The 18,677-nt window shown below is 72.9% G+C and carries 15 protein-coding genes and 1 tRNA gene; 8 read left to right on the forward strand and 8 right to left on the reverse strand.

Annotated elements, in window-relative coordinates:
• Positions 1-5: 5 nt before the first annotated feature.
• On the reverse strand, positions 6-770 hold the full coding sequence (locus tag B072_RS0110585) for a dioxygenase (protein WP_043243723.1): 765 nt from the start codon (positions 768-770) through the stop codon (positions 6-8).
• A gap of 110 nt (positions 771-880) precedes the next feature.
• On the opposite strand from B072_RS0110585, the gene B072_RS0110590 reads away from it, so the two are divergent.
• On the forward strand, positions 881-1,384 hold the full coding sequence (locus B072_RS0110590; RefSeq protein ID WP_018529913.1) for a MarR family transcriptional regulator: 504 nt from the start codon (positions 881-883) through the stop codon (positions 1,382-1,384).
• Positions 1,385-1,414: 30 nt separating this feature from the next.
• Here B072_RS0110590 and B072_RS0110595 read toward each other — a convergent pair whose 3' ends face one another.
• Positions 1,415-2,938 carry an MFS transporter gene (locus B072_RS0110595; RefSeq protein ID WP_018529914.1) on the reverse strand — a complete coding sequence of 508 codons (1,524 nt, stop codon included), beginning with the start codon at positions 2,936-2,938 and terminating at the stop codon, positions 1,415-1,417.
• A 99-nt stretch (positions 2,939-3,037) separates the two neighbouring features.
• Positions 3,038-3,703 (reverse strand): TetR/AcrR family transcriptional regulator, encoded by a 666-nt coding sequence (locus tag B072_RS0110600; RefSeq protein WP_018529915.1) that lies wholly within the window; start codon positions 3,701-3,703, stop codon positions 3,038-3,040.
• Positions 3,704-4,002: 299 nt separating this feature from the next.
• Here B072_RS0110600 and B072_RS0110605 point away from each other — a divergent pair, with 299 nt between their 5' ends.
• Entirely contained in the window at positions 4,003-5,277 is a 1,275-nt protein-coding gene (locus B072_RS0110605; protein ID WP_018529916.1) for a M6 family metalloprotease domain-containing protein, read from the forward strand.
• Positions 5,278-5,421: 144 nt separating this feature from the next.
• On the opposite strand, the gene B072_RS0110610 is transcribed toward B072_RS0110605, so the two are convergent.
• From B072_RS0110610 to B072_RS0110620, 3 genes are read right to left on the reverse strand one after another with little or no spacing between them, the layout of a single operon-like run.
• Positions 5,422-7,116 (reverse strand): class I adenylate-forming enzyme family protein, encoded by a 1,695-nt coding sequence (locus B072_RS0110610; protein ID WP_018529917.1) that lies wholly within the window; start codon positions 7,114-7,116, stop codon positions 5,422-5,424.
• A 32-nt stretch (positions 7,117-7,148) separates the two neighbouring features.
• A complete protein-coding gene (locus tag B072_RS0110615) occupies positions 7,149-9,578 on the reverse strand; it encodes an ABC transporter permease (RefSeq protein ID WP_018529918.1) in 2,430 nt (809 codons plus the stop codon).
• Positions 9,572-10,423: an ABC transporter ATP-binding protein gene (locus B072_RS0110620; RefSeq protein WP_043243725.1), complete on the reverse strand. Its 852-nt coding sequence runs from the start codon at positions 10,421-10,423 to the stop codon at positions 9,572-9,574. Before B072_RS0110620 ends, B072_RS0110615 begins: the two co-directional genes overlap by 7 nt.
• Before the next feature lie 163 nt (positions 10,424-10,586).
• On the opposite strand from B072_RS0110620, the gene B072_RS0110625 reads away from it, so the two are divergent.
• The 4 genes from B072_RS0110625 (at position 10,587) to B072_RS0110640 (ending at position 14,963) form a co-directional block, all read left to right on the forward strand.
• Positions 10,587-11,870 carry a sensor domain-containing protein gene (locus B072_RS0110625; protein WP_018529920.1) on the forward strand — a complete coding sequence of 428 codons (1,284 nt, stop codon included), beginning with the start codon at positions 10,587-10,589 and terminating at the stop codon, positions 11,868-11,870.
• Positions 11,837-12,508 (forward strand): LuxR C-terminal-related transcriptional regulator, encoded by a 672-nt coding sequence (locus tag B072_RS0110630; RefSeq protein ID WP_078506377.1) that lies wholly within the window; start codon positions 11,837-11,839, stop codon positions 12,506-12,508. Before B072_RS0110625 ends, B072_RS0110630 begins: the two co-directional genes overlap by 34 nt.
• Positions 12,509-12,681: 173 nt before the next feature.
• Positions 12,682-14,841, forward strand: coding sequence for an ATP-binding protein (locus B072_RS42940; protein WP_018529922.1), 2,160 nt, complete (start codon positions 12,682-12,684; stop codon positions 14,839-14,841).
• A 49-nt stretch (positions 14,842-14,890) separates the two neighbouring features.
• Positions 14,891-14,963: transfer RNA gene (locus tag B072_RS0110640), tRNA-Arg, on the forward strand.
• Between the two features lie 83 nt (positions 14,964-15,046).
• Here B072_RS0110640 and B072_RS0110645 read toward each other — a convergent pair.
• Positions 15,047-15,955: a phosphorothioated DNA-binding restriction endonuclease gene (locus B072_RS0110645; RefSeq protein ID WP_063746438.1), complete on the reverse strand. Its 909-nt coding sequence runs from the start codon at positions 15,953-15,955 to the stop codon at positions 15,047-15,049.
• Between the two features lie 131 nt (positions 15,956-16,086).
• On the opposite strand from B072_RS0110645, the gene B072_RS0110650 reads away from it, so the two are divergent.
• Both B072_RS0110650 and B072_RS0110655 read left to right on the forward strand, forming a co-directional pair.
• On the forward strand, positions 16,087-16,614 hold the full coding sequence (locus B072_RS0110650) for an SRPBCC family protein (RefSeq protein WP_018529924.1): 528 nt from the start codon (positions 16,087-16,089) through the stop codon (positions 16,612-16,614).
• Between the two features lie 79 nt (positions 16,615-16,693).
• On the forward strand, positions 16,694-17,494 hold the full coding sequence (locus tag B072_RS0110655) for an SAM-dependent methyltransferase (protein ID WP_018529925.1): 801 nt from the start codon (positions 16,694-16,696) through the stop codon (positions 17,492-17,494).
• Between the two features lie 13 nt (positions 17,495-17,507).
• On the opposite strand, the gene B072_RS0110660 is transcribed toward B072_RS0110655, so the two are convergent.
• Positions 17,508-18,587, reverse strand: a complete 1,080-nt coding sequence (locus B072_RS0110660; protein WP_018529926.1) for a GNAT family N-acetyltransferase — start codon at positions 18,585-18,587, stop codon at positions 17,508-17,510.
• Positions 18,588-18,677: the final 90 nt, after the last annotated feature.

Genomic DNA, 18,677 nt, shown 5'->3' on the forward strand with positions numbered 1-18,677 from the left:
GCCCGCTACCCGAACTGGACCGACCTCTTCGCCAGCCCCATCCAGAACCCGTCGATCACCGACCGCTGCGTCCCCAGCTCGCCGGAGGCCTCGACCGCGCCGAGGGTCACGAACAGCGGTGCGAAGTGCTCCGTACGGGGATGGGCCAGCGCACCCGCGGGCGACTTGTGCGTGAAGTCGAGGAGCCCGTCCACGTCCCCCGCGGCCAGCGCCCGCTGCCCCCAGTCGTCGAACTCCGCCGACCACGACGGGACACCGCCGGAGGCACGGAGCGCCGCGAGGTTGTGCGTGAAGAACCCGGAGCCGACGATCAGCACGCCCTCGTCGCGCAGCGGCGCCAGCTTCCGCCCGATGTCCATCAGCTTCCTCGGGTCGAGCGTCGGCATGGAGACCTGGAGGACGGGGATGTCGGCGTCCGGGTACATCTCGACGAGCGGGACGTACGCACCGTGGTCGAGGCCGCGGTCCGGCACGTCCTGCACGGGGATGCCCGGGGCGCGCAGCAACTTGCGTACGGAGTCGGCGAGTTCGGGCGCACCCGGAGCCGCGTACGTCACCTGGTAGTAGTGCTCGGGGAAGCCCCAGAAGTCGTAGACCAGCGGGATCGTCTCGGTGGCGCCGAGGGCGAGCGGGGCCTCCTCCCAGTGCGCGGAGACCATCAGGATCGCCTTGGGGCGCGGCAGGTCGGCGGACCAGGCGGCGAGCTGGCCGGGCCAGAGCGCGTCGTCGGCGAGCGGCGGGGCGCCGTGGGAGAGATAGAGCGCGGGCATGCGCTCCGGTGCGGCTGCGGTGGACACGACGACCTCCTTGAAGTTTCAAGCGTCGGGTACTGACGAAGATACCCGTCGTTTGTTTAACGTTCAAGGAGGAGGTCTTTACGATGGAGCCCATGAACAGCCCCGAGCCGCAGTGGCTCTCCGCGGACGAGCAGCAGGTCTGGCGTGCGTATCTGCAGGCCACCGCTCTCCTCGACGACCACCTCGACCGACAGTTGCAGCGCGACGCGAAGATGCCGCACCTCTATTTCGGGCTGCTCGTGCAGCTCAGCGAGGCGCCCCGGCGGCGGCTGCGGATGACCGAGCTGGCGAGGAGCGCCAAGATCACCCGGTCCCGCCTCTCGCACGCGATCGCCCGCCTGGAGAAGAGCGGCTGGGTGCGGCGCGAGGACTGCCCCTCGGACAAGCGGGGCCAGTTCGCGGTGCTGACGGACGACGGTCTCGACGTACTGAAGAAGAGCGCGCCCGGGCACGTCTCCGCCGTGCGGCAGGCACTGTTCGAGCGGCTCAGCCCCGAACAGCAGAAGTCCCTCGGCGAGATCATGTCGATCGTCGCCGAGGGACTTCAGCCGAAGGAGGCCGGGGCGGACCTCCCCTGGCTCAGGTGACCCGAAGGCCGGTGCCGGGGGCGCCGGAGGTCAGTGCGCGACCACCGGGATCTTGAACTCGTCCTCGACGCCGTCCGTGTCACCGGAGGCGGCGGGGGCCGAACCGGCGCCCGGGACACCGGTGTTGATGAGCGTGAAGGCGATCGTGGCCGAGACGACCAGGATGCCCACGGCCCACCAGATGGCGTGCGTGTAGCCGTTGACCATGGCCTGCGCCTGGAGCAGCTGCGCGTTGCGGGCGCCGGCCGCGTGGTCCGCGATGTACGCGGCCGTGGCCGAGGCGGCGATCGTGTTCAGCAGGGCCGTGCCGATGGCGCCGCCGACCTGCTGCGAGGTGTTGATCATCGCGGAGGCGACGCCCGCGTCCCGCGGCTCGACGCCGATCGTGGCGAGCGACATGGCGGGCATGAACGCCGTACCCATGCCGAGGCCGAGCAGCAGCTGGGCGGGCAAGATCAGACCGGCGTACGACGAGTCGACCTGGAGCTGGGTCAGCAGACCCATGCCGAGCGCCGCGACGACGAAGCCGGGGCCCATCAGCAGGCGCGGCGGGACCCGCGTCATCAGGCGGGCGCCGATCTGGGTGGAGCCCGTGATCATGCCCGCGATCATCGGCAGGAACGCGAAGCCGGTCTTGACCGGCGAGAAGCCCTTCACGACCTGGAGGTAGTAGGTCAGGAAGAGGAACAGGCCGAACATCGCGATGACGGCGAGACCGAGCGAGGCGTAGACACCGCCGCGGTTGCGGTCGGCGACCACGCGCAGCGGCAGCAGCGGGTGCTTCACCTTCGACTCGGTGAACACGAAGGCGGCCAGCAGGACCACGGCGGCGACGAACAGGCCGATGGTGGAGGCGTCCGACCAGCCGTTGGACTCGGCGCGCGTGAAGCCGTAGACGAGCGAGACCAGGCCGAGCGTGGACAGGACGACGCCGGGGATGTCGAGCGGCGAGCGGTTGCGCGTGCCGGCCGGCTCGGTGATGACGAAGAGCGCGCCGAGCACGGCGACGGCGGCGAACGGGATGTTCACGAAGAACGTCCAGCGCCAGTTCAGGTACTCGGTGAGGAAGCCGCCGAGGATCAGGCCGACGGCGCCACCGCCACCGGCGATCGCACCGTAGATGCCGAACGCCTTCGCGCGCTCCTTGGCGTCCGTGAACATCACGGCGAGCAGGGAGAGGGCGGCGGGCGCGAGCAGCGCGCCGAACAGGCCCTGCAGGGCGCGGGCGCCCAGCATCATGCCCTCGTTCTGCGCGGCGCCGCCGAGCGCAGAGGCGAGGGCGAAGCCGATCAGACCGGTGACGAAGGTGTTCTTGCGGCCCCACAGGTCGGCGATGCGGCCGCCGAACAGGAGCAGACCGCCGAAGGCGAGCGCGTAGGCCGTGATGACCCACTGGCGGTTGCCGTCGGATATGCCGAGGTCGGCCTGGGCCGACGGCAGGGCGATGTTCACGATGGTGGCGTCGAGGACCACCATCAGCTGGGCGAGCGCGATGAAGGCCAGGGCCTTCCAGCGCCGCGAGTCGAGAGCCGTTTCCGGCAAGGGGGTACCCACAGCGGGACTCCAAGTCGTGAATAAGCGTGAGAAATCGCGTTTGTACGGGATCGGGATGCTGCCGAGTGAACTGCTGCGTGATCGGGGCGGGCCGGGACCTCAGCCCTGGCGGAGGTCCTCCAAGGTCGCGGCCTCGCCCGGGAGTTCCGAGCGGGCGGGTGCCATCAGGCCGTCGAGGAACAGCTGCAGATGACGGTGGACGTACCGGTCGAAGCCGAGGCACGCGGTGCCGGGCAGCGGCCGGGTGAGCTGGGAGAGCGCGACCATCAGGTCCCCGACACCGACGTCGGGGCGCAGTCGGCCGGCCGCGTGGGCGCGGCCGATCAGCGTCTCGATGACGGCGGTGAGCCGGTCGAGAGCGGCGACGAGGTCGGGGTGGTCCTTGTCGAAGGTGGCGTTGAGCACCGGGCACAGGGCGCCGATGCGTTCGTCGGCGGCCGCGTGCACGAAGGCGCCCAGCGCCTCGAAGATCTCCTTCTCGCCGGCTTCCTCGGCGGCGAGTGCCTGCTCCGCGTGGTCGGTGACGTGGTCGGTGACGGTGAGCACGACGTGGTGCAGCAGTTCGCCGCGGTCCTTGAAGTTCCGGTAGAGCGTGGCGTTGCCGACCCCGGCCCGGCGGGCCACCTCGTCGAGCGGGAGCTCGGTCCCGTGCTCGACGAGCAGTTCGCGCGCGGCGGCCACGATCCGCTCCCGGTTGCGCACGGCGTCGGCCCGCGGGCGCGGGGTGCGGCGCAGTGGCTGCTCGGTGGCGGGGGCGGTGGCCACGGCGGTCTCCTCTGATCTGACGGGCTGGTCTGACGGGCTGGTCGTGCGGACTGGTCGTGCGGACTGGTCGTGCGGACTGGTCGCGAACTGGTCACGGTCGGGAGAAGTGGGGAACGACTCCCCGCTTCATCCGGGCACCTAGCCAAACGGGGAAACCGTCCCCGGTTATTTCCCGCCCGGCATGTGACCTGACTCACACCTCGCGCGCCGCGAATACCCACGATCGGCGCACCCAGCGCGCGACACGCCGCACCTCGACACAGGGTGATCGAAACGGAGCCGAGCGTGAGGCGGGTCGGATGCGGCAGCACATACGCAGGGGTCGGCGCGGTGCGCTGCTCGCCGGGGCCACCGCCGTCGCCCTCGCGCTCACCATGACCGCGAGCACCGGCCGGCTCGTCGACAGCTCGCCCACCGCGGCGGGCCCGGTGGCTCTCGCCCGGGCGACCTCGCTCGGACCCTGCATGATCCGCGGCACCATGGGCGTCCAGATGTCGGAGGGCGTGCCCACCTCGACCGGCTACGCCCGCTCGACCGGCACCGTCCACGCCCTGAACCTCATGATCGACTTCCCCGACGCGCCCGGTGAGGGCACCGCCATGGACCGGCTCGGGGAGTTCTTCCCGCAGACCCAGGAGTGGTTCGCCAAGGCCTCCTACGGAAAGCTCGACTACGTCCCCGAGGCACCCGTCAAGCACTGGCTGCGCATGCCGAAGCCCTTCACGGCGTACGGGATAGAGCGCGGCGCCCCCTTCGACCCCGGCTACCGCGAGCTGGTCGACGACATCGTGACGGCCGCCGACCCCGACGTGGACTTCAGCGCGTACGACCTCGTGAACATCCTGGTGACGCCGAACGCGGGCCCCTCCGCCCTGGACACCGTGCTCTCGGTGACCTTCGCGGGCAACCACGAGGCGCCGGTCGCGGACGGGGTGCCGCTGTCGAACGCGTCCTTCGTGTACTCCCGGCAGGACGACGGCTCCGGCTCGTACGCGGAGACCGGCTACCGGGTGCTGCCGCACGAGAACGGGCACGTCTTCGGCCTGCCCGACCTCTACACCCAGGACGGCGGCGGCGCCGTCGGGCACTGGGACATCATGAGCGAGGACTGGGGCGTCGGGAACGACCTCCTCGGCTGGCACAAGTGGAAGCTGGGCTGGCTCGACGACTCCCAGATCCGCTGCGCCGCGCAGCCCGGCACCACGGAGGACGTGATCACGCCGATGGGCACGAAGGGGGACGGCACGAAGATGGCGTTCGTGCCGCTGACCGAGAAGACCGGGTACGCGATCGAGGTGCGCAGCTCCGGCGGCAACGACGAGGCGGTGTGCCGGCCGGGCGTTCTCGTCTACCGGGTCGACGCGGACGTGGACACCGGGCACGGTCCCATCACCGTGGAGGACGCGACGCCGGACAGCGGGGGGTGCACGCGGCGGCCCAACGTGCACGCCGAGCTGTCCGACGCGGCTTACCGACCCGGAGAAGTCTTCAAGGACCGCAGGACGGGAGTACGGATCTCCGTGGCGGGCGTGGAGCAGGGCGGCGGCTACCGGGTGTACGTCTCACGGCGCTAGCTTCCGGGCGCGGCTTCGGTTTCCCCGCGCCCCCGACAGCGAGCGCAGCTCGCTTCAGGAGCGCGGGGAACTGCGCGAGAAGCCCCCACCGGAGCCGCACGCGCGAACCGGGCACACCCGGCAGATGAACAGGCGACGCTCCGCTCAGGGTGACGCCAGCCCCCGCCGCACCTCCCGCTTCAGAACCTTCCCCGTCGCGTTGCGGGGCAACTCCGCCTCCTGCACCACCACCCGCGCCGGCACCTTGAACCCGGCCAGCGACTTCGCCGCGAACTCCCGCACCCCGGCCGCGTCGAGATCGGAGCCGGGCCGGACCCTGACCACCGCCGCGACCTCCTCGCCGAGCACCGGGTGCGGGACGCCCACGACGGCCGCCTCCAGGACGTCGGGGTGGCCGTGCAGCGCGGCCTCGACCTCGACGCAGTACACGTTCTCGCCGCCCCGGATCACCATGTCCTTGATCCGGTCGACGACGCTGATCCGCCCGTCGCCGATCCGGGCCAGGTCACCGGTCCTGAACCAGCCGTCCGTGGTGAACGCCGCCCCGGTCGCCTCCGGGTTCTCCCAGTACCCCCGGATCAGGCACTGGCCGCGCAGCCACAGCTCGCCCACCTCCCCGTCGGGCAGCGCGCCGCCGTCCGGGTCGGCGATCCGGGCCTCCACCGCGGGCGCGGGACGCCCCACGCTCTCGGGCCAACGCCGGTACTGCGCGCCGAAGTTGGCGCTGATGCCGCCGAGCGTCTCGGTGAGCCCGTAGCCGTTGCGGGGTTCGATGCGTTCGCCGAAGCGGGCGGTGAGGCGGGCCACGAGTTCCGGCGGCGCGGCCGCGCCGCCCGTGTTGAACATGGTCAGGGTCGGCAGGTCGTCGTCCAACTCGTCCGCTCTGGCCAGGAGTTGGAGGGCGGTCGCCGGGACTCCCCCGAAGCTGCCGACGCCGTGCTCGCGGATCAGGTCGAGCGCGGCGTCCGTGTCCCACTTGCGCATCAGGACGAGCGTGCCGCCCGCCGCCATGGCCGCGTAGAACCCGGTGAAGGCCGCGACGTGGAAGAACGGGAAGGTGAGCAGCCCGGGAAGCGGCGCCGTCTGTCCGGGCACGAGCCCGCGCCCCAGCATCGAGAGCGCCGCGAAGTAGCGGGGGTTCGCGATGGCGCCCATGTGGGCGTGGTGGGTGGCGACGGCGCCCTTGGGGCGGCCCGTGGTGCCGGAGGTGTAGAGGATCGTGGCGTCCATCTCCGGCGTGACGTCCACGTCGGGCGGCCCGAGCAGCGGGTCGGCGGCGGGCAGGTCCGCGTACCGCTCGACGCGCGGTCCGCCGGGCTCCCGCCCCTCCTCGTGGCAGACCAGGGTCCAGGGCCGGTCGTCGCCGCTACGGGCGTCGAGCCAGGGGGCGACCCGCTCGTACCGCTCCCCGTCGACGAGCAGCACCCCGGGGCGGCAGTCGTCGAGGGCGTACGCGAGTTCGTCCGCGGTCCACCACGAGTTGAGCGGCACGGCCACGAGGCCCGCCAACTGCGCCGCCCAGAAGGCGACCTGCCACTCGGGATGGTTGCGCATGGCGATGACGGCACGGTCACCCGGCGCGAGGCCGTACGTGTCCAGGAAGCGGCGGGCCAGCGCGCTCGCCGCCGCGAAGAACTCCCCGTACGTGAGCCGCCCGCTGTCGGCGATCAGGTACGGGGTGTCGCCGAACGCCCAGGTCGTCTCGGCGAACTCGCGCAGGGTGCGGGCCCCTTCCGCATAGGCGAGGCGCCCGCCTTCGTCGCGTATGACGGCGAAGGGGGCGCCCGGTCCGGTGAGCAGCTCTTCCAGGGCCTTCAGTTCTTCCAGGGACGAAGCCATACCGGACGGTACGTCCCCGGGCCCGGCCCGCGTCAAGACGCCTGCACGGCACACCGATCCCCGCCGGTGCGGGCGGCGAGCAGCGCGGCGACGGTCGCGATCACAGCGCAGGCCGCCAGGGTGGCGCCGAGCGCGGTCCACGGCACCTCGACGGGGGCGGACACCCCGAGCCGGGCCAGCGCGCACCGCATCCCGAGCAGGTTCGCCCCGGCGACCAGCGCCCCCAGCAGCCCGCCCGCACCGGCCACCGCGAGGGCCTCGACGGCGATCACGCGCAGCACCTGGGAGCGGGTCGCCCCGGCGAGCCGGAGCGCGGTCAGGTCGCGGGTGCGGTCGGCGGTGGCCATGACGGTGATGTTCGCGACGGCGATCCCGGTGTAGAGCAGCGCGATACCGAGGACGAGGAGCATGCCGACCCGCGTGGTCCGCTTGGTCGCGGGGTAACTCGCTTCGAGCCACTGGGACGTGGTGGCGACGCGGGCGCCGGTGCCGTCCACCGCGGCCCGCAGCGGGGCCGCGCTCCCGGCGAGCCGCACGTCGACCCGGTCGACGGGCGCGCCCCCGGCGTTGCGCGCGGTGACGTAGGCGCCGTTGTCGCCGGTGCCGGTGCGCAGGACGGCGACGATCCGCAGGGACCTGTGCGTGCCATCGGCCAGGTGGACGTCGACGCGCTGACCGACGGTGTGCCGCTGCCACTCCTCGTTGACCACGATGGAGTCGTCGTCGAGGTCGGCGACCCGGCCCGCGGCCACCGGCAGGCGCACGGTCCGCGCCAGCAGGTGCGGATCGACCGCCCTGGCCTCGGACTTCACCAGCGCGATGCCGCCGTCCTCGGGGACGTACAGGGTGGTCGCGGCGGTCGCGGAGACCGTGGCGCCCGGCACCTGCCGCAGCTTCCCGAGTTCCCGCGCGCCGATCCCGTCTCCCCCGGGCGGCGTCACGACGTAGTCGGCGGCCGTCCGCTGCCGCGCCTCGGCGGCCTTCGCCCCGGCGATCGTGCCGGTGGCGCCGAGCAGCGACCCGGCGAGCGCCACCGTGGCGAGGACGGGCGCGGCGACGGCGACGGTGCGCCGCAGACTCGTGGTGGTGTTCTCCCGCACCAACAGGCCGGTAATGCCCGGGAGTTGCGCGGGCAGCCAGGCCGCGGCGCGCAGGAACGGGCGCACCAGGACCGGGGCGAGCAGCGCGGCGGCCGCGATCAGCAGCATCGGGCGGGTGAGGTACGTCTTGCGGTGCAGCAGGTCGCCCGGGTCGGAGGAGAGGGCGAGCGCGAGGGTGACCAGGGCCGTGACGAGCAGGCCGCCGCCGGCCACGGTCCGGCCCCGGGTCATGACCTTGCCGTCCACCGACGCCTCGCGCAGCGCCTGCCCGGGCCGGGTGCGACCGGCCCGCCAGGAGGCGACGGCGACTCCGCACAGGGCGACGAACAACCCTGTCCAGAAGGCGAGTTGGTACGGCCACGAGGTGCCGCCCGGACTGATCACGAACCACTCGGGCGCGAGCTCCCGCGCGACCGTCCACCGCCCCAGGTACGGCGCTCCCCATCCGCCGAGCGCACATCCGGCGGCCGACGCGAGCACCCCCACGACCAGCGCCTCGGCGACCACGGCGCGGCGCACCTGCCCCGCCGTCGCCCCCGCGAGCCGCAGCAGCCCGAACTCCCGGCGCCGCCGGTCCACCGAGAACGCGAACGTCGACGCCACCACGAACACCGCCACGAACCCGGTGACCCCGGCCGCGGTGCCGAACAGGGCGTTCAGCGCGGTGACCGCCTCCTGGTCCCGCTCAGGACCGCCGTCGGCGATCCCCCGCGCGTCCCCGGTCAGGGCGCGCACACCCGGACGGCCCCGGACGGCATCCCGTACGGCGTCGAGAGGCGCGCCGGTCACGGCCAACTGCCGGACGTCGGGGGCGATGTGCGCGGCCTGCCGGTCGGTGAAGAAGACGGCGCGCTCGGCGGACGACGTCTCACGGGTCACTCCCACGACCCGCACGGTGCCGCGCGAGGTGCCGAGCCGCTGCCCGACGCGGGCCACGCCCGCGCCGACGACGACTTCGCCGTCCGCGCGCGGCGCCCGCCCGTCCTCGACCGCGTACCGCCCGAAGACGGCGACGGACCACGGATGCCCCACCAGTTCGGCGGGCCCGCCGCGCACCCACACCCCGAAGGAGCGGTCCTCGACGACCCGCCCGAGTCTTGCCAACTCCCTTACGAGCGCCGCCGGTACGGGTCTCGGGCGCGGCAGGGTGCGGGTGTTGTCGCCGACGCGCAGGGTGTCGTCCCCGCGCACCAGGACGGGCGCGGCGGCGAACCGCTCCGGCGCGCGCCGGGGCGTGTCCTGTGCGGCGTCGAGCGCGAACCCCATGGCGGCGACGGCGGCCACCCCGAGGGCGAGCGCGACGAAGGTGCCGATGAGGGTGGTCCAGCGCAGGCGCAGGGTGCGCAGAACAGTGGTCAGCATGAGATCTCTCCGAAAGAGGCGCGGGCCGCGGCGGGGTGCGGCTCCGCCGCCGCGTGGGCGTGACCAGTCGCGTCCGTCCCGCGGCCGGTGGACGGCCTGTCCCGGAGGCCGCTGAGGCGGGCGAGTTCCGCGGCGACCAGATCCGCCGGGGGCGAGACCAGTTCCCCCGCGAGGCGCCCGTCCACCAGAAACACCACCCGGTCCGCCCAGGCCGCCGCGACCGGGTCGTGCGTGACCATCACGATGGTCTGCCCGCTGTCGGCGACGGCCCGCAGCTCCCCCAGGACCTCCCGCCCCGAGACGGAGTCCAGCGCGCCGGTGGGCTCGTCCCCGAACAGCACGTCGGGGCGCGTCACCAACGCCCGCGCCAGCGCGACCCGTTGCTGCTGTCCGCCGGACAACTCCCCGGGCCGGTGCCGGCCCCGGTCGCCGAGCCCCACCCGCTCCAGCGCCTCCCGCACCGCACCCCGGGCCGGCCTTCGTCCGGCGAGCCGCAGCGGCAGGGCCACGTTCTGCTCGGCGGTCAGCGCGGGCAGCAGGTTGTAGCTCTGGAAGACGAAGCCGATGCGGTCCCGGCGCAGCAGCGTGCGGCGCCGCTCGCTCAGCCGCGACAGGTCGGTGCCGCCCACGGTGACGGTTCCGGAGGTCGGCCGGTCCAGGCCCGCCGCGCACTGCAACAGCGTCGACTTGCCGGAGCCGGAGGGCCCCATCACCGCGGTGAACGACCCGTGCGGGAAGCCGAGCGAGACATGATCCAGGGCGGTGACGGCCGGGCGGCCGAACTCCCTTGTCACGGAGTCGAGTTGGACGGCGTACGGGGACGTGCCCGAGGTGGTGTTCTGCATGACCTCCACGAAACCGTCCGCGCCGCCCCGGCACAGTCACGCCTGGACGAGACCTGGGGTAGGGCCAGGCATACCCCCACCCCTCCCCCTGGCACGATGGCCGCCGGGACGGGCCCGCGCATACGGTTCAGCGATGCAGCCCCCTCGTACCGTCTGGCAGGCCATGGCCCGCCCCGGCCACCCCGTCTCCGCCTGGCCGTGGCGCGGCGCCGCGTACCTGCTCACGGGCGCGGTCTGCGGCCTGGTCACCCTGCTCGCGCTGGTCGTGACGGCGGCCGCCGGCATCGCGCTCGCCCTGCTCCTGATCGGGCTTCCGCTGCTCGCCGCGGTCGCCCTGACCGGGCTGCCGGTGGCGGCTCTCGAACGGCGCAGGCTGCGCCTGATCGACCCGGCCGCGCCGCCGCTCCCCGACCCGCACCGCACCCCGGACACCCACGGCCCGTGGGGCTGGCTGCGCACACGGGCCCGGGAGCGGGCCACGTGGCGCGACCTCGCCCACACCGTCGTGCTCGCCACCGTGCTGTGGCCGCTGGACGCGCTGGCCCTGGCCGTCGGCCTGTTCCTGCCGCTCGCCGTCGTCGCCACGCCCGCGCTCATGGCGACCGCCGGTGACGGCGAGGAGGCGCGGGTGGTGAAGCTGTGGACGGTCACGTCCTGGTCCGGCGCCTGGGCGTCCGCGCTGCTCGGGGTGGTCCTGCTGGCCCTCGGCACGTACGTCGTCGGCTGCGCGGCGGGCGCCCGCGCGGCCCTGGCCCGGCTGCTCCTCACCCCACCGGAAACCGACGTGCGCGTAAGGGAGTTGACCTCGTCGCGGGCCCGCCTCGTCGACGCCTTCGAGGCCGAGCGCCGCCGTATCGAGCGCGATCTGCACGACGGTGCCCAGCAGCGCCTCGTCGCCCTCACCATGACGCTCGGCCTGGCCCGCCTGGACGCGCCGCCGGGCCCGCTCGCCGACCAGCTGACCAAGGCGCACGGCGAGGCCGGTCTCGTCCTGTCCGAGCTGCGCGAACTCATCCACGGCATCCACCCCCAGGTGCTCACCGACTACGGCCTGGCCGCAGCCGTCGCGGACGCCGCCGACCGCTCCCCCACCCCCGTCGACCTGGACCTCGACGGGCTCGAACTGCCGGACGGCGCCCGCCCGTCGCGCGCGGTCGAGTCCGCGGCCTACTTCGTCACGACCGAGGCCCTGGCCAACATCGCCCGGCACAGCGGCGCGGACCGGGCTCTGGTGACCGGCGCCCACACCGCGGGCCGCCTGGTCCTGGAGATACGCGACGACGGCCACGGCGGCGCCGACCCGGCCCGCGGCACCGGCCTGACCGGACTCGCCGACCGGGTGTCGGTCCTCGATGGCAGACTGACGCTGACCAGCCCGCCCGGCGGTCCGACCCTGCTGCGTGTGGAGCTGCCGTGCCCTCTGGAGAATCCGGATCGCTGCGCATAGTCCTCGCCGAGGACAGCGTGCTGCTGCGCGAGGGCCTCATCGGACTGATCGCGCGCGGCGGCCACGAGGTGGTGGCGGCGGTGGGCGACGCCCCGTCGCTGGCCAAGGCGGTCCAGGACCACGCCCCGGACCTGGACCTGGTCGTCACGGACGTCCGGATGCCGCCCGGCCATCAGGACGAGGGGCTGCGCACCGCCCTCCAACTCCGCGAGCGGCAGCCCGACCTGCCCGTCCTCGTCCTCAGCCAGTACGTGCAGCGCGCGTACGCCGCCGACCTCCTCGACTCCGGCGACGGCACCGGCGTCGGTTATCTCCTCAAGGACCGCATCGGGCAGGTCGAGGAGTTCCTGGCCGCGCTGACCGACGTCGCGGCCGGCGGCACCGTCGTCGACCCGGAGGTCGTCCGCCAGCTGCTGCGCCGCCGCAAGGACCCCCTGTCCGTCCTCACCCCGCGCGAGCGCGAGGTCCTCGGCGAGATGGCGCAGGGCCGGTCGAACGCGGCGATCGCCCGCGCCCTCGTCGTCTCCGAGGCGGCGATCGGCAAGCACATCGGCAACATCCTCACCAAGCTCGACCTGCCGCAGACCGACGACACCCACCGCCGGGTCCTGGCGGTCCTGGCGTTCCTGAGGTCGTAGCGGCCGCCGCCCGGCTCTCCCCCAACTCCCGCCCGCCACCAGCGCTTTCGCCCGCCGTTCTCCAGAACGGCGCACACCCACAACAATCCCCCGTTCGAGTGACAGGGGGTGTTCCTCTGTGCAACGCTCCGTGCTTGGAAGCCGGAGCCTCACAGGGGAGGCGGGATCCCGCCATGGTCATGCACAGCGACAGCTCTCGGAGCGGCAACCTGCCCGTAGAGAACACCGCGTTCATCGGGCGGGCCCGCCAGATGACCGAGGTCCTGGCGTCCCTCGAATCGGAACGGCTGGTCACACTGACCGGCCCCGGCGGCATCGGAAAGACCCGGATCGCGCTGCGCGCCGCCGCCCGCACCGCGCCGCTGCTCAGGCACGGCGCCTGGCTGGTGGAGCTGTCCCCGGTCCTCTCCCCCGACCTCCTCGAACACTCCGTGGCGGGCGTGCTGGGGGTCGCCGACCAGACGAACCGGCCCCTCATCGACGTACTCGCCGACTATCTGCGCGAGCGCGAGCTGCTCCTCGTCCTGGACACCTGCGAGCACATGGTCGACGAGTGCGCCCGGCTCGCCCGCACGCTCCTCGACGCGGCGCCGGGACTGCGCGTCCTGGCCACCAGCAGGCAGGCTCTCGACGTGCCGTACGAGAAGGTGATCGACGTCGGCCCCATGGGCACCGAACCCGAGGGCGAGGCACTGGCGCTGCTGCGCGCCCGCGCCTGGCCGGGCGAGCTCGAACCGGAGTCGCCCGACCTGTCCGACCCGTCCGAACTCGCGCGCCTGTGCGCCCTGTTGGACGGTGTCCCGCTCGCCATCGAGCTCGCCGCCGGACTGCTGCGGGCCACCTCCGTCGATCACCTCGTGGAGCGCCTCGACCACCGGATGAACGTCCTGTCGTCGAACGCCGGGGCCGAGCCACCGCTCCCCGATTCCGACTACATCGACGTCACCGACGTCACCGACACGGCCGCCGCCGCCGACACCGTCCCGACCGTGCGCCGGCCCGCCCGGCACAGCGCCCTGCGCACCACCATCGGCTGGAGCCACGAGTGGTGCACCCCGCAGGAGCGGCTGCTGTGGGCCCGGCTCTCCGTCTTCCCCGGCAGCTTCGATCTGCGGGCCGTCGACTTCGTGTGCAGCGCGGACCCGCTGAGCGACTGTGACCTCGCCGGTGTCCTGGACGGTCTCGTCGCCAAGTCCGTGCTGCTGCCCGAGGGCACCGCGGACGCGCGCCGCTACCGGATGCTCGACACCGTGCGCGAGTACGGCGCCGAATGGCTGGAGCGGCTCGGCGAGAGCGAGCAGGTGCGGCTGCGCCACCGCGACTACTACGGCCACCTGGCGCACCTCGGTGAGCAGGAGTGGATCGGCCCGGACCAGCCGAAGTGGCAGGCCCGGACGGCCACCGAGCTCCCCAACCTCCGCACCGCCCTGGACACCTGTCTGCAGACGGACCCGGACACGGCCCTGCAGATGGCGAGCGACCTCGTCTACTACTGGTTCTGCTGCGGGCATCTGCGCGAGGGCCGGCACTATCTGGAGGCCGCCCTCGACCTCGCCCCCGACCGGCCGCGCGGGTCGGCGCGGGCCCTGTGGGCGTGCGGCATGGTCGCTCTCGGCCAGGGCGACCTCGACGCCACCGCCCGGCTGTCCGAGCAGTCGCGGGTGCTGGCCGAGAAGTACGACGACAAGCCCGCGCTGGCCGGCGCCCTGTGCGTGCACGCCAGCGCCCTGACGCTGCAGGGCCACCCCGACCGGGCGCTGCCGCTGTACGCGGCCGCCTACGAGGAGGCCGCGCGCTCGGGGCCGCCCATCATCGAACTGGTCTGCCTGCCCACCTGGGGCTACGCGCACATGATGCTCGGCGAGGCCGACGGCGTCCGGGCCCGGGTGGACCGCCTGCGGGAACTGACCATCCCCATCGGCGAGATCTGGGCCCGCTCCTACGCCGACTACGTCTGGGGCAACCAGTGCATCGCCCAGGGCACCCCGGCCGAGGCGATCGCCCCGCTGCGCTCCTCCCTGGAAGCCAAGTGGAACCTGGACGACCTCTACGGCATGGCGGTCACCCTGGACTCCCTCGCCGTCGCCGCCACCGGCGACCAGCGCCCGGCGCTGGCGGCCCGCATCTTCGGCCTCGTCGACCGCGCCTGGGACATCCTCGGCACCCCGCACCTGGGCTCCCCCGAGATGACCGAACACCGCCGCACCTGCGAGACCCTGATCCGCGACGCCCTGGGCCCCACCACCTACAACGAGCACTACCTGACCGGCTCCGACATCCCCTCGGTCCGCAAGGGCGTCGCCGACCTCCTGCCCGCCCTCCCCACCCCCTGACACCCCCGCCCCGAAACCGGCACCCGCTACACTGGCCGCGTATTGCCTCGCCTTCGTAGCTCAGGGGATAGAGCACCGCTCTCCTAAAGCGGGTGTCGCAGGTTCGAATCCTGCCGGGGGCACAGCACTAAGGGCCAGTTCAGAGGCTTGATCCTCTTGGACTGGCCCTTTGTCGTGATCGCGGGCGCGCGGAGCGGGACCGGATTCACGCGGCCTGGGCTCCAGGGCGTTTGAAGACCTGTTGTCCGTGCCAGAGAACGAACCGGACGTCGATCGCCGGGCGGCCGGGCCTGGGGGTGGCCAGTGGCAGGCCGTGCAGGGCGTCGACGGCCTGGCCGGCCGGGCTTCGGGCCACGTACAGCTGCGACACCTGGATGCGCAGATCGGGCAGGAGGCCGAGTACTCCGAGGTCGAACAGGGTGTGGTGCAGGGAGCAGAGAGCCAGCCCGTTGTGCACTTCGTCGGGGCCGTCCTGGCTGTGCCATTTGACGTGCGCGGCCTCCAGTCCGGCGGGGTTGCGGCCGAGCGCCCCGTCGTATCCGCAGAAGGCGCACGCATACGCGTACGCGCGCAGCACCTCCTCGGCAAACCCCGCTCGGCGCTTGCGGCGCTTCGCCTCGGACGGTCGCAGTACGGAGTCGGCGTCCGGGTCGGCGAGGTCCAGGCCGACGGCATCGCAGACGGGGGCTTCCAGCGACGGCGTGAAGTGCTGCTCCAGCAGCAGGCGGGCGGCTGCCGTGGGCGTGCCCGGGACGGACAGGAGCCGCTCCACGTCCCCGCTCAGCCGGCCGTGAGCGCCGTGGCTCCGAAGCCAGTTGCCGCGTTCCGGGACGTCCGGGCCGACCGGGTTTCCGTCGTGGTCGCGGAGATCCCACAGTTCGCGCTCCAGGTGCACGAAGGGCATCGCCGCCCGCTCGCGGGCCCGTGCCCGGCTCGTGACGGCCGGGCCGAAGTCGTTGATCAGGCGGCTCACCGGCTCCTCGGCCTCCGCGTACGTGACAGCGGTACTCCCCGAGTTGACGAAGCGCCCCAGGAGCCAGAGCACCAGCAGTGGCTTGTGCGGGGCCCTTCGGCTGCCTATCTGCGCCCGTCGCATCCCGGAAAGGGCGCCCATGAGTTCGTCGCGCGTCTTCACGTGGCCACCTTGCCATCGGACGGCCGACCGGCCGAGTGCATAGTGGGCGCCCGAAAGTGCCGAAGCGCCGGAAGCAGCCGGCGCACCAACGTGCCCCAGAGGGAGACACCATGCGCTACGCCGACGGACCGGGCATCCAGTGCGAGCTCTACGTCGACGCGGATCCGGCGCGGGTCTGGGAGTTGGTGAGTGATGTCCGTCTGCCGGCGCGGCTGAGTCCCGAGTTGCAGCGTGTCGAATGGCTCGGCGGGGCCGGGGCGGCGGTCGTGGGCGCGCGGTTCGCCGGGCACAACCGGCATCCCGTGATCGGTGAGTGGCGGACCGTCTCGCAGATCGTCGAGTGTGTGCCGGGGCGTGCTCTCGCCTGGGCCGTCATGGATGCGGACGGCCGGTACGGGGAGCCCACGGAGGACCCCGCGAAGGCGCTGGCGGCCTGGCGGTTCGATCTGGTGGGCGAGGGCGATGGCACCCGGCTGCGGCAGGCCGTGCGGATCGGTCCTGGGCGCTCCGGGGTCAGCCTCGCGATCGAGAGCATGCCGGTTCCCGAGGAGAGGATCGTGGCCGCCCGGCTCGGCGAACTGCGCGCCGGCATCGAGACCACCCTCCAGGGGATCAAGGCGCTCGCGGAGGAGGCGTGACGGGGGCAGCCAACTCCGTTGACTACAGAGAAAGTTGATGTGCGAAGCTGTTCGCACTTGATCGTGGAGGGAGCGCAGCGTGCAGCAGGACGACATCGCGGCCGGGGTGATCGACACCAGCAGGCCGCACCCGGCCCGGATCTACGACTACCTGCTGGGCGGCAAGAACCACTACGACGTGGACCGGCAGGCCGGTGAGGAGCTGGTCGCCGTGGCGCCCGAGGCGCGGGCCGGGGTGCGGGCCAACCGGGCCTTCATGGAGCGGGCCGTGCGGTTCGCGGTGGGGCAGGGGGTGCGTCAAGTGCTCGACATCGGGACGGGGTTGCCCACCTCGCCGAACGTGCACGAGATCGCCGAGCAGGTCACGTCGGACGGCGTGCGCGTCGCCTACGTCGACAACGACCCCATCGTGAAGGCCCACGGGGACGCGCTGCTCAGCCGCACCGGGTCGACCGGCATCATCCTGGGCGACGTACGGGATCCGCGGAGCATCCTCGACCACCCGGACGTGCGGCGGCTCATCGACTTCGACGAGCCGGTGGCGCTGCTGCTCGTCGCGGTGCTGCACTTCCTCGCCGACAGCGACGAACCGGGGCGCGTGGCGGCCGAGTTGAGGGACGCGCTGCCGGCCGGCAGCTATCTGGTGCTGTCGCACGCCACGGGGGACTTCGCCGACCGCAGCGACGCCCAGGACGGCTACAGCCGCAAGGCGTCCGCCTCCCTCAACCTGCGGCCCAAGGCTCAAGTGGAGCAGTTCTTCGAGGGGTTCGAGCTCGTCGAGCCGGGGCTCGCCCAGATCTCGTACTGGCGGCCCGACTCCCCGCCGCCGGCCGAGGCGGGGAGGATCGGCTTCTACGGGGGCGTGGCCCGCAGGGGCTGACGCACGACGGGACTCACCGGCGCAGCGAACCCACCGTCTTCAGCAGGCGGTCCGCGCGGTCGCGCAGCTCGGGATGGGCCAGGACCGTGTTGCGCAGGCCGCGGACGGGGCGGCGCCACATGCGGTGGGCCGTCGCCATCGGGTGGTGCGGGCGGGTCGCGAAGCCCTCGGCGACGCGCAGTTCACGGGTCTTGAGCCAGTCCTTGTACTCCTTCTCGCCGCGGCCCCAGTCGATCATCCGGATGCCGCGCCGGCCCGCCGCCTCCGCCATGCGCAGGTGCATCATGAGGCCCGGCGAGTAGTAGGCGAACTCGGGGTCGTACGCCGTGAACCAGCCCGCGAAGACGGTGCGGGAGGTGGGCCCGAAGTGGGCGGCGACGGGGCGGTCGCCCGCGTAGACGACGGAGAGGACGCCGGTGAAGTGGGGCGCCTGGACGGTGGAGAGTTCGTCCACCAGGTGCACGATCCAGGGGCGGGCGAAGCGGTCCATACGGCCGGTGCGGCGGTACTGCGCCGACTTCCAGCGCATCAGCCCGCGCAGGACGGCCGGGTCGCGTTCGTCGTAGACGAAGCGCATCTCCCCCACGTTCCGCGTCAGGCGGCGCTCCTTCTTGAGCATCGTCCTGGCCTGGCCGGGGTAGGTCGCCCGCAGCCATTCCTCGTAGGAGTCGTGGCCGCCGTCCTTGAGGTCCTGGACCGGTGAGGCGAACGTCCCGGTGACGTAGCGGCCGAAGGGCTTCTGTTCCTCCACGAGATGGTCGAACTCGAAGACCGCGAGGCCGCAGGCTCTCAGCAGCCGCTGGGTGTCCCAGGTGACGCCGGGTCTGTGCACCAGGGCCTGGCAGTCGGAGAGGCCGAGGCCGAGCGCGCGGCCGACGCCGAGCGGGCCCTTCTCGTAGGGCAGGAAACCGACCGGCTCTCCCCCCTCGCGCAGAACCGCCACCTGCACCCCGGGCCGGTGACGGGCCACACCGGACGCGAACTCCGGTGACAGGAAGGGATTCTGGTAGTCGGGCGCGTCGTCCATGATCTCGTGCCAGACAGCGCGCAGGGACGAGCTCAGTTCCTCGGGTCTGTGCGTGGTGATGTTCACCGTGCGATCGACCGCCCTTCCGCAGGGGCGCGTGGATCAGTGACCGTGCGGATCATGCACATCGTGTACGGCGTGCGGTGCAGCATGGGC

It is taken from the genome of Streptomyces sp. HmicA12, assembly GCF_000373565.1.
Taxonomy (GTDB): domain Bacteria; phylum Actinomycetota; class Actinomycetes; order Streptomycetales; family Streptomycetaceae; genus Streptomyces.

What these genes read in the sequence shown, in the direction of transcription:
- B072_RS0110585 (WP_043243723.1), bottom strand. Translation starts at nt 770, where the DNA reads ATGCCCGCGCTCTATCTCTCCCACGGCGCCCCGCCGCTCGCCGACGAC.
- B072_RS0110590 (WP_018529913.1), top strand. Translation starts at nt 881, where the DNA reads ATGGAGCCCATGAACAGCCCCGAGCCGCAGTGGCTCTCCGCGGACGAG.
- B072_RS0110605 (WP_018529916.1), top strand. Translation starts at nt 4,003, where the DNA reads ATGCGGCAGCACATACGCAGGGGTCGGCGCGGTGCGCTGCTCGCCGGG.
- B072_RS0110610 (WP_018529917.1), bottom strand. Translation starts at nt 7,116, where the DNA reads ATGGCTTCGTCCCTGGAAGAACTGAAGGCCCTGGAAGAGCTGCTCACC.
- B072_RS0110615 (WP_018529918.1), bottom strand. Translation starts at nt 9,578, where the DNA reads ATGCTGACCACTGTTCTGCGCACCCTGCGCCTGCGCTGGACCACCCTC.
- B072_RS0110620 (WP_043243725.1), bottom strand. Translation starts at nt 10,423, where the DNA reads ATGCAGAACACCACCTCGGGCACGTCCCCGTACGCCGTCCAACTCGAC.
- B072_RS0110625 (WP_018529920.1), top strand. Translation starts at nt 10,587, where the DNA reads ATGGCCCGCCCCGGCCACCCCGTCTCCGCCTGGCCGTGGCGCGGCGCC.
- B072_RS42940 (WP_018529922.1), top strand. Translation starts at nt 12,682, where the DNA reads ATGGTCATGCACAGCGACAGCTCTCGGAGCGGCAACCTGCCCGTAGAG.
- B072_RS0110645 (WP_063746438.1), bottom strand. Translation starts at nt 15,955, where the DNA reads ATGGGCGCCCTTTCCGGGATGCGACGGGCGCAGATAGGCAGCCGAAGG.
- B072_RS0110650 (WP_018529924.1), top strand. Translation starts at nt 16,087, where the DNA reads ATGCGCTACGCCGACGGACCGGGCATCCAGTGCGAGCTCTACGTCGAC.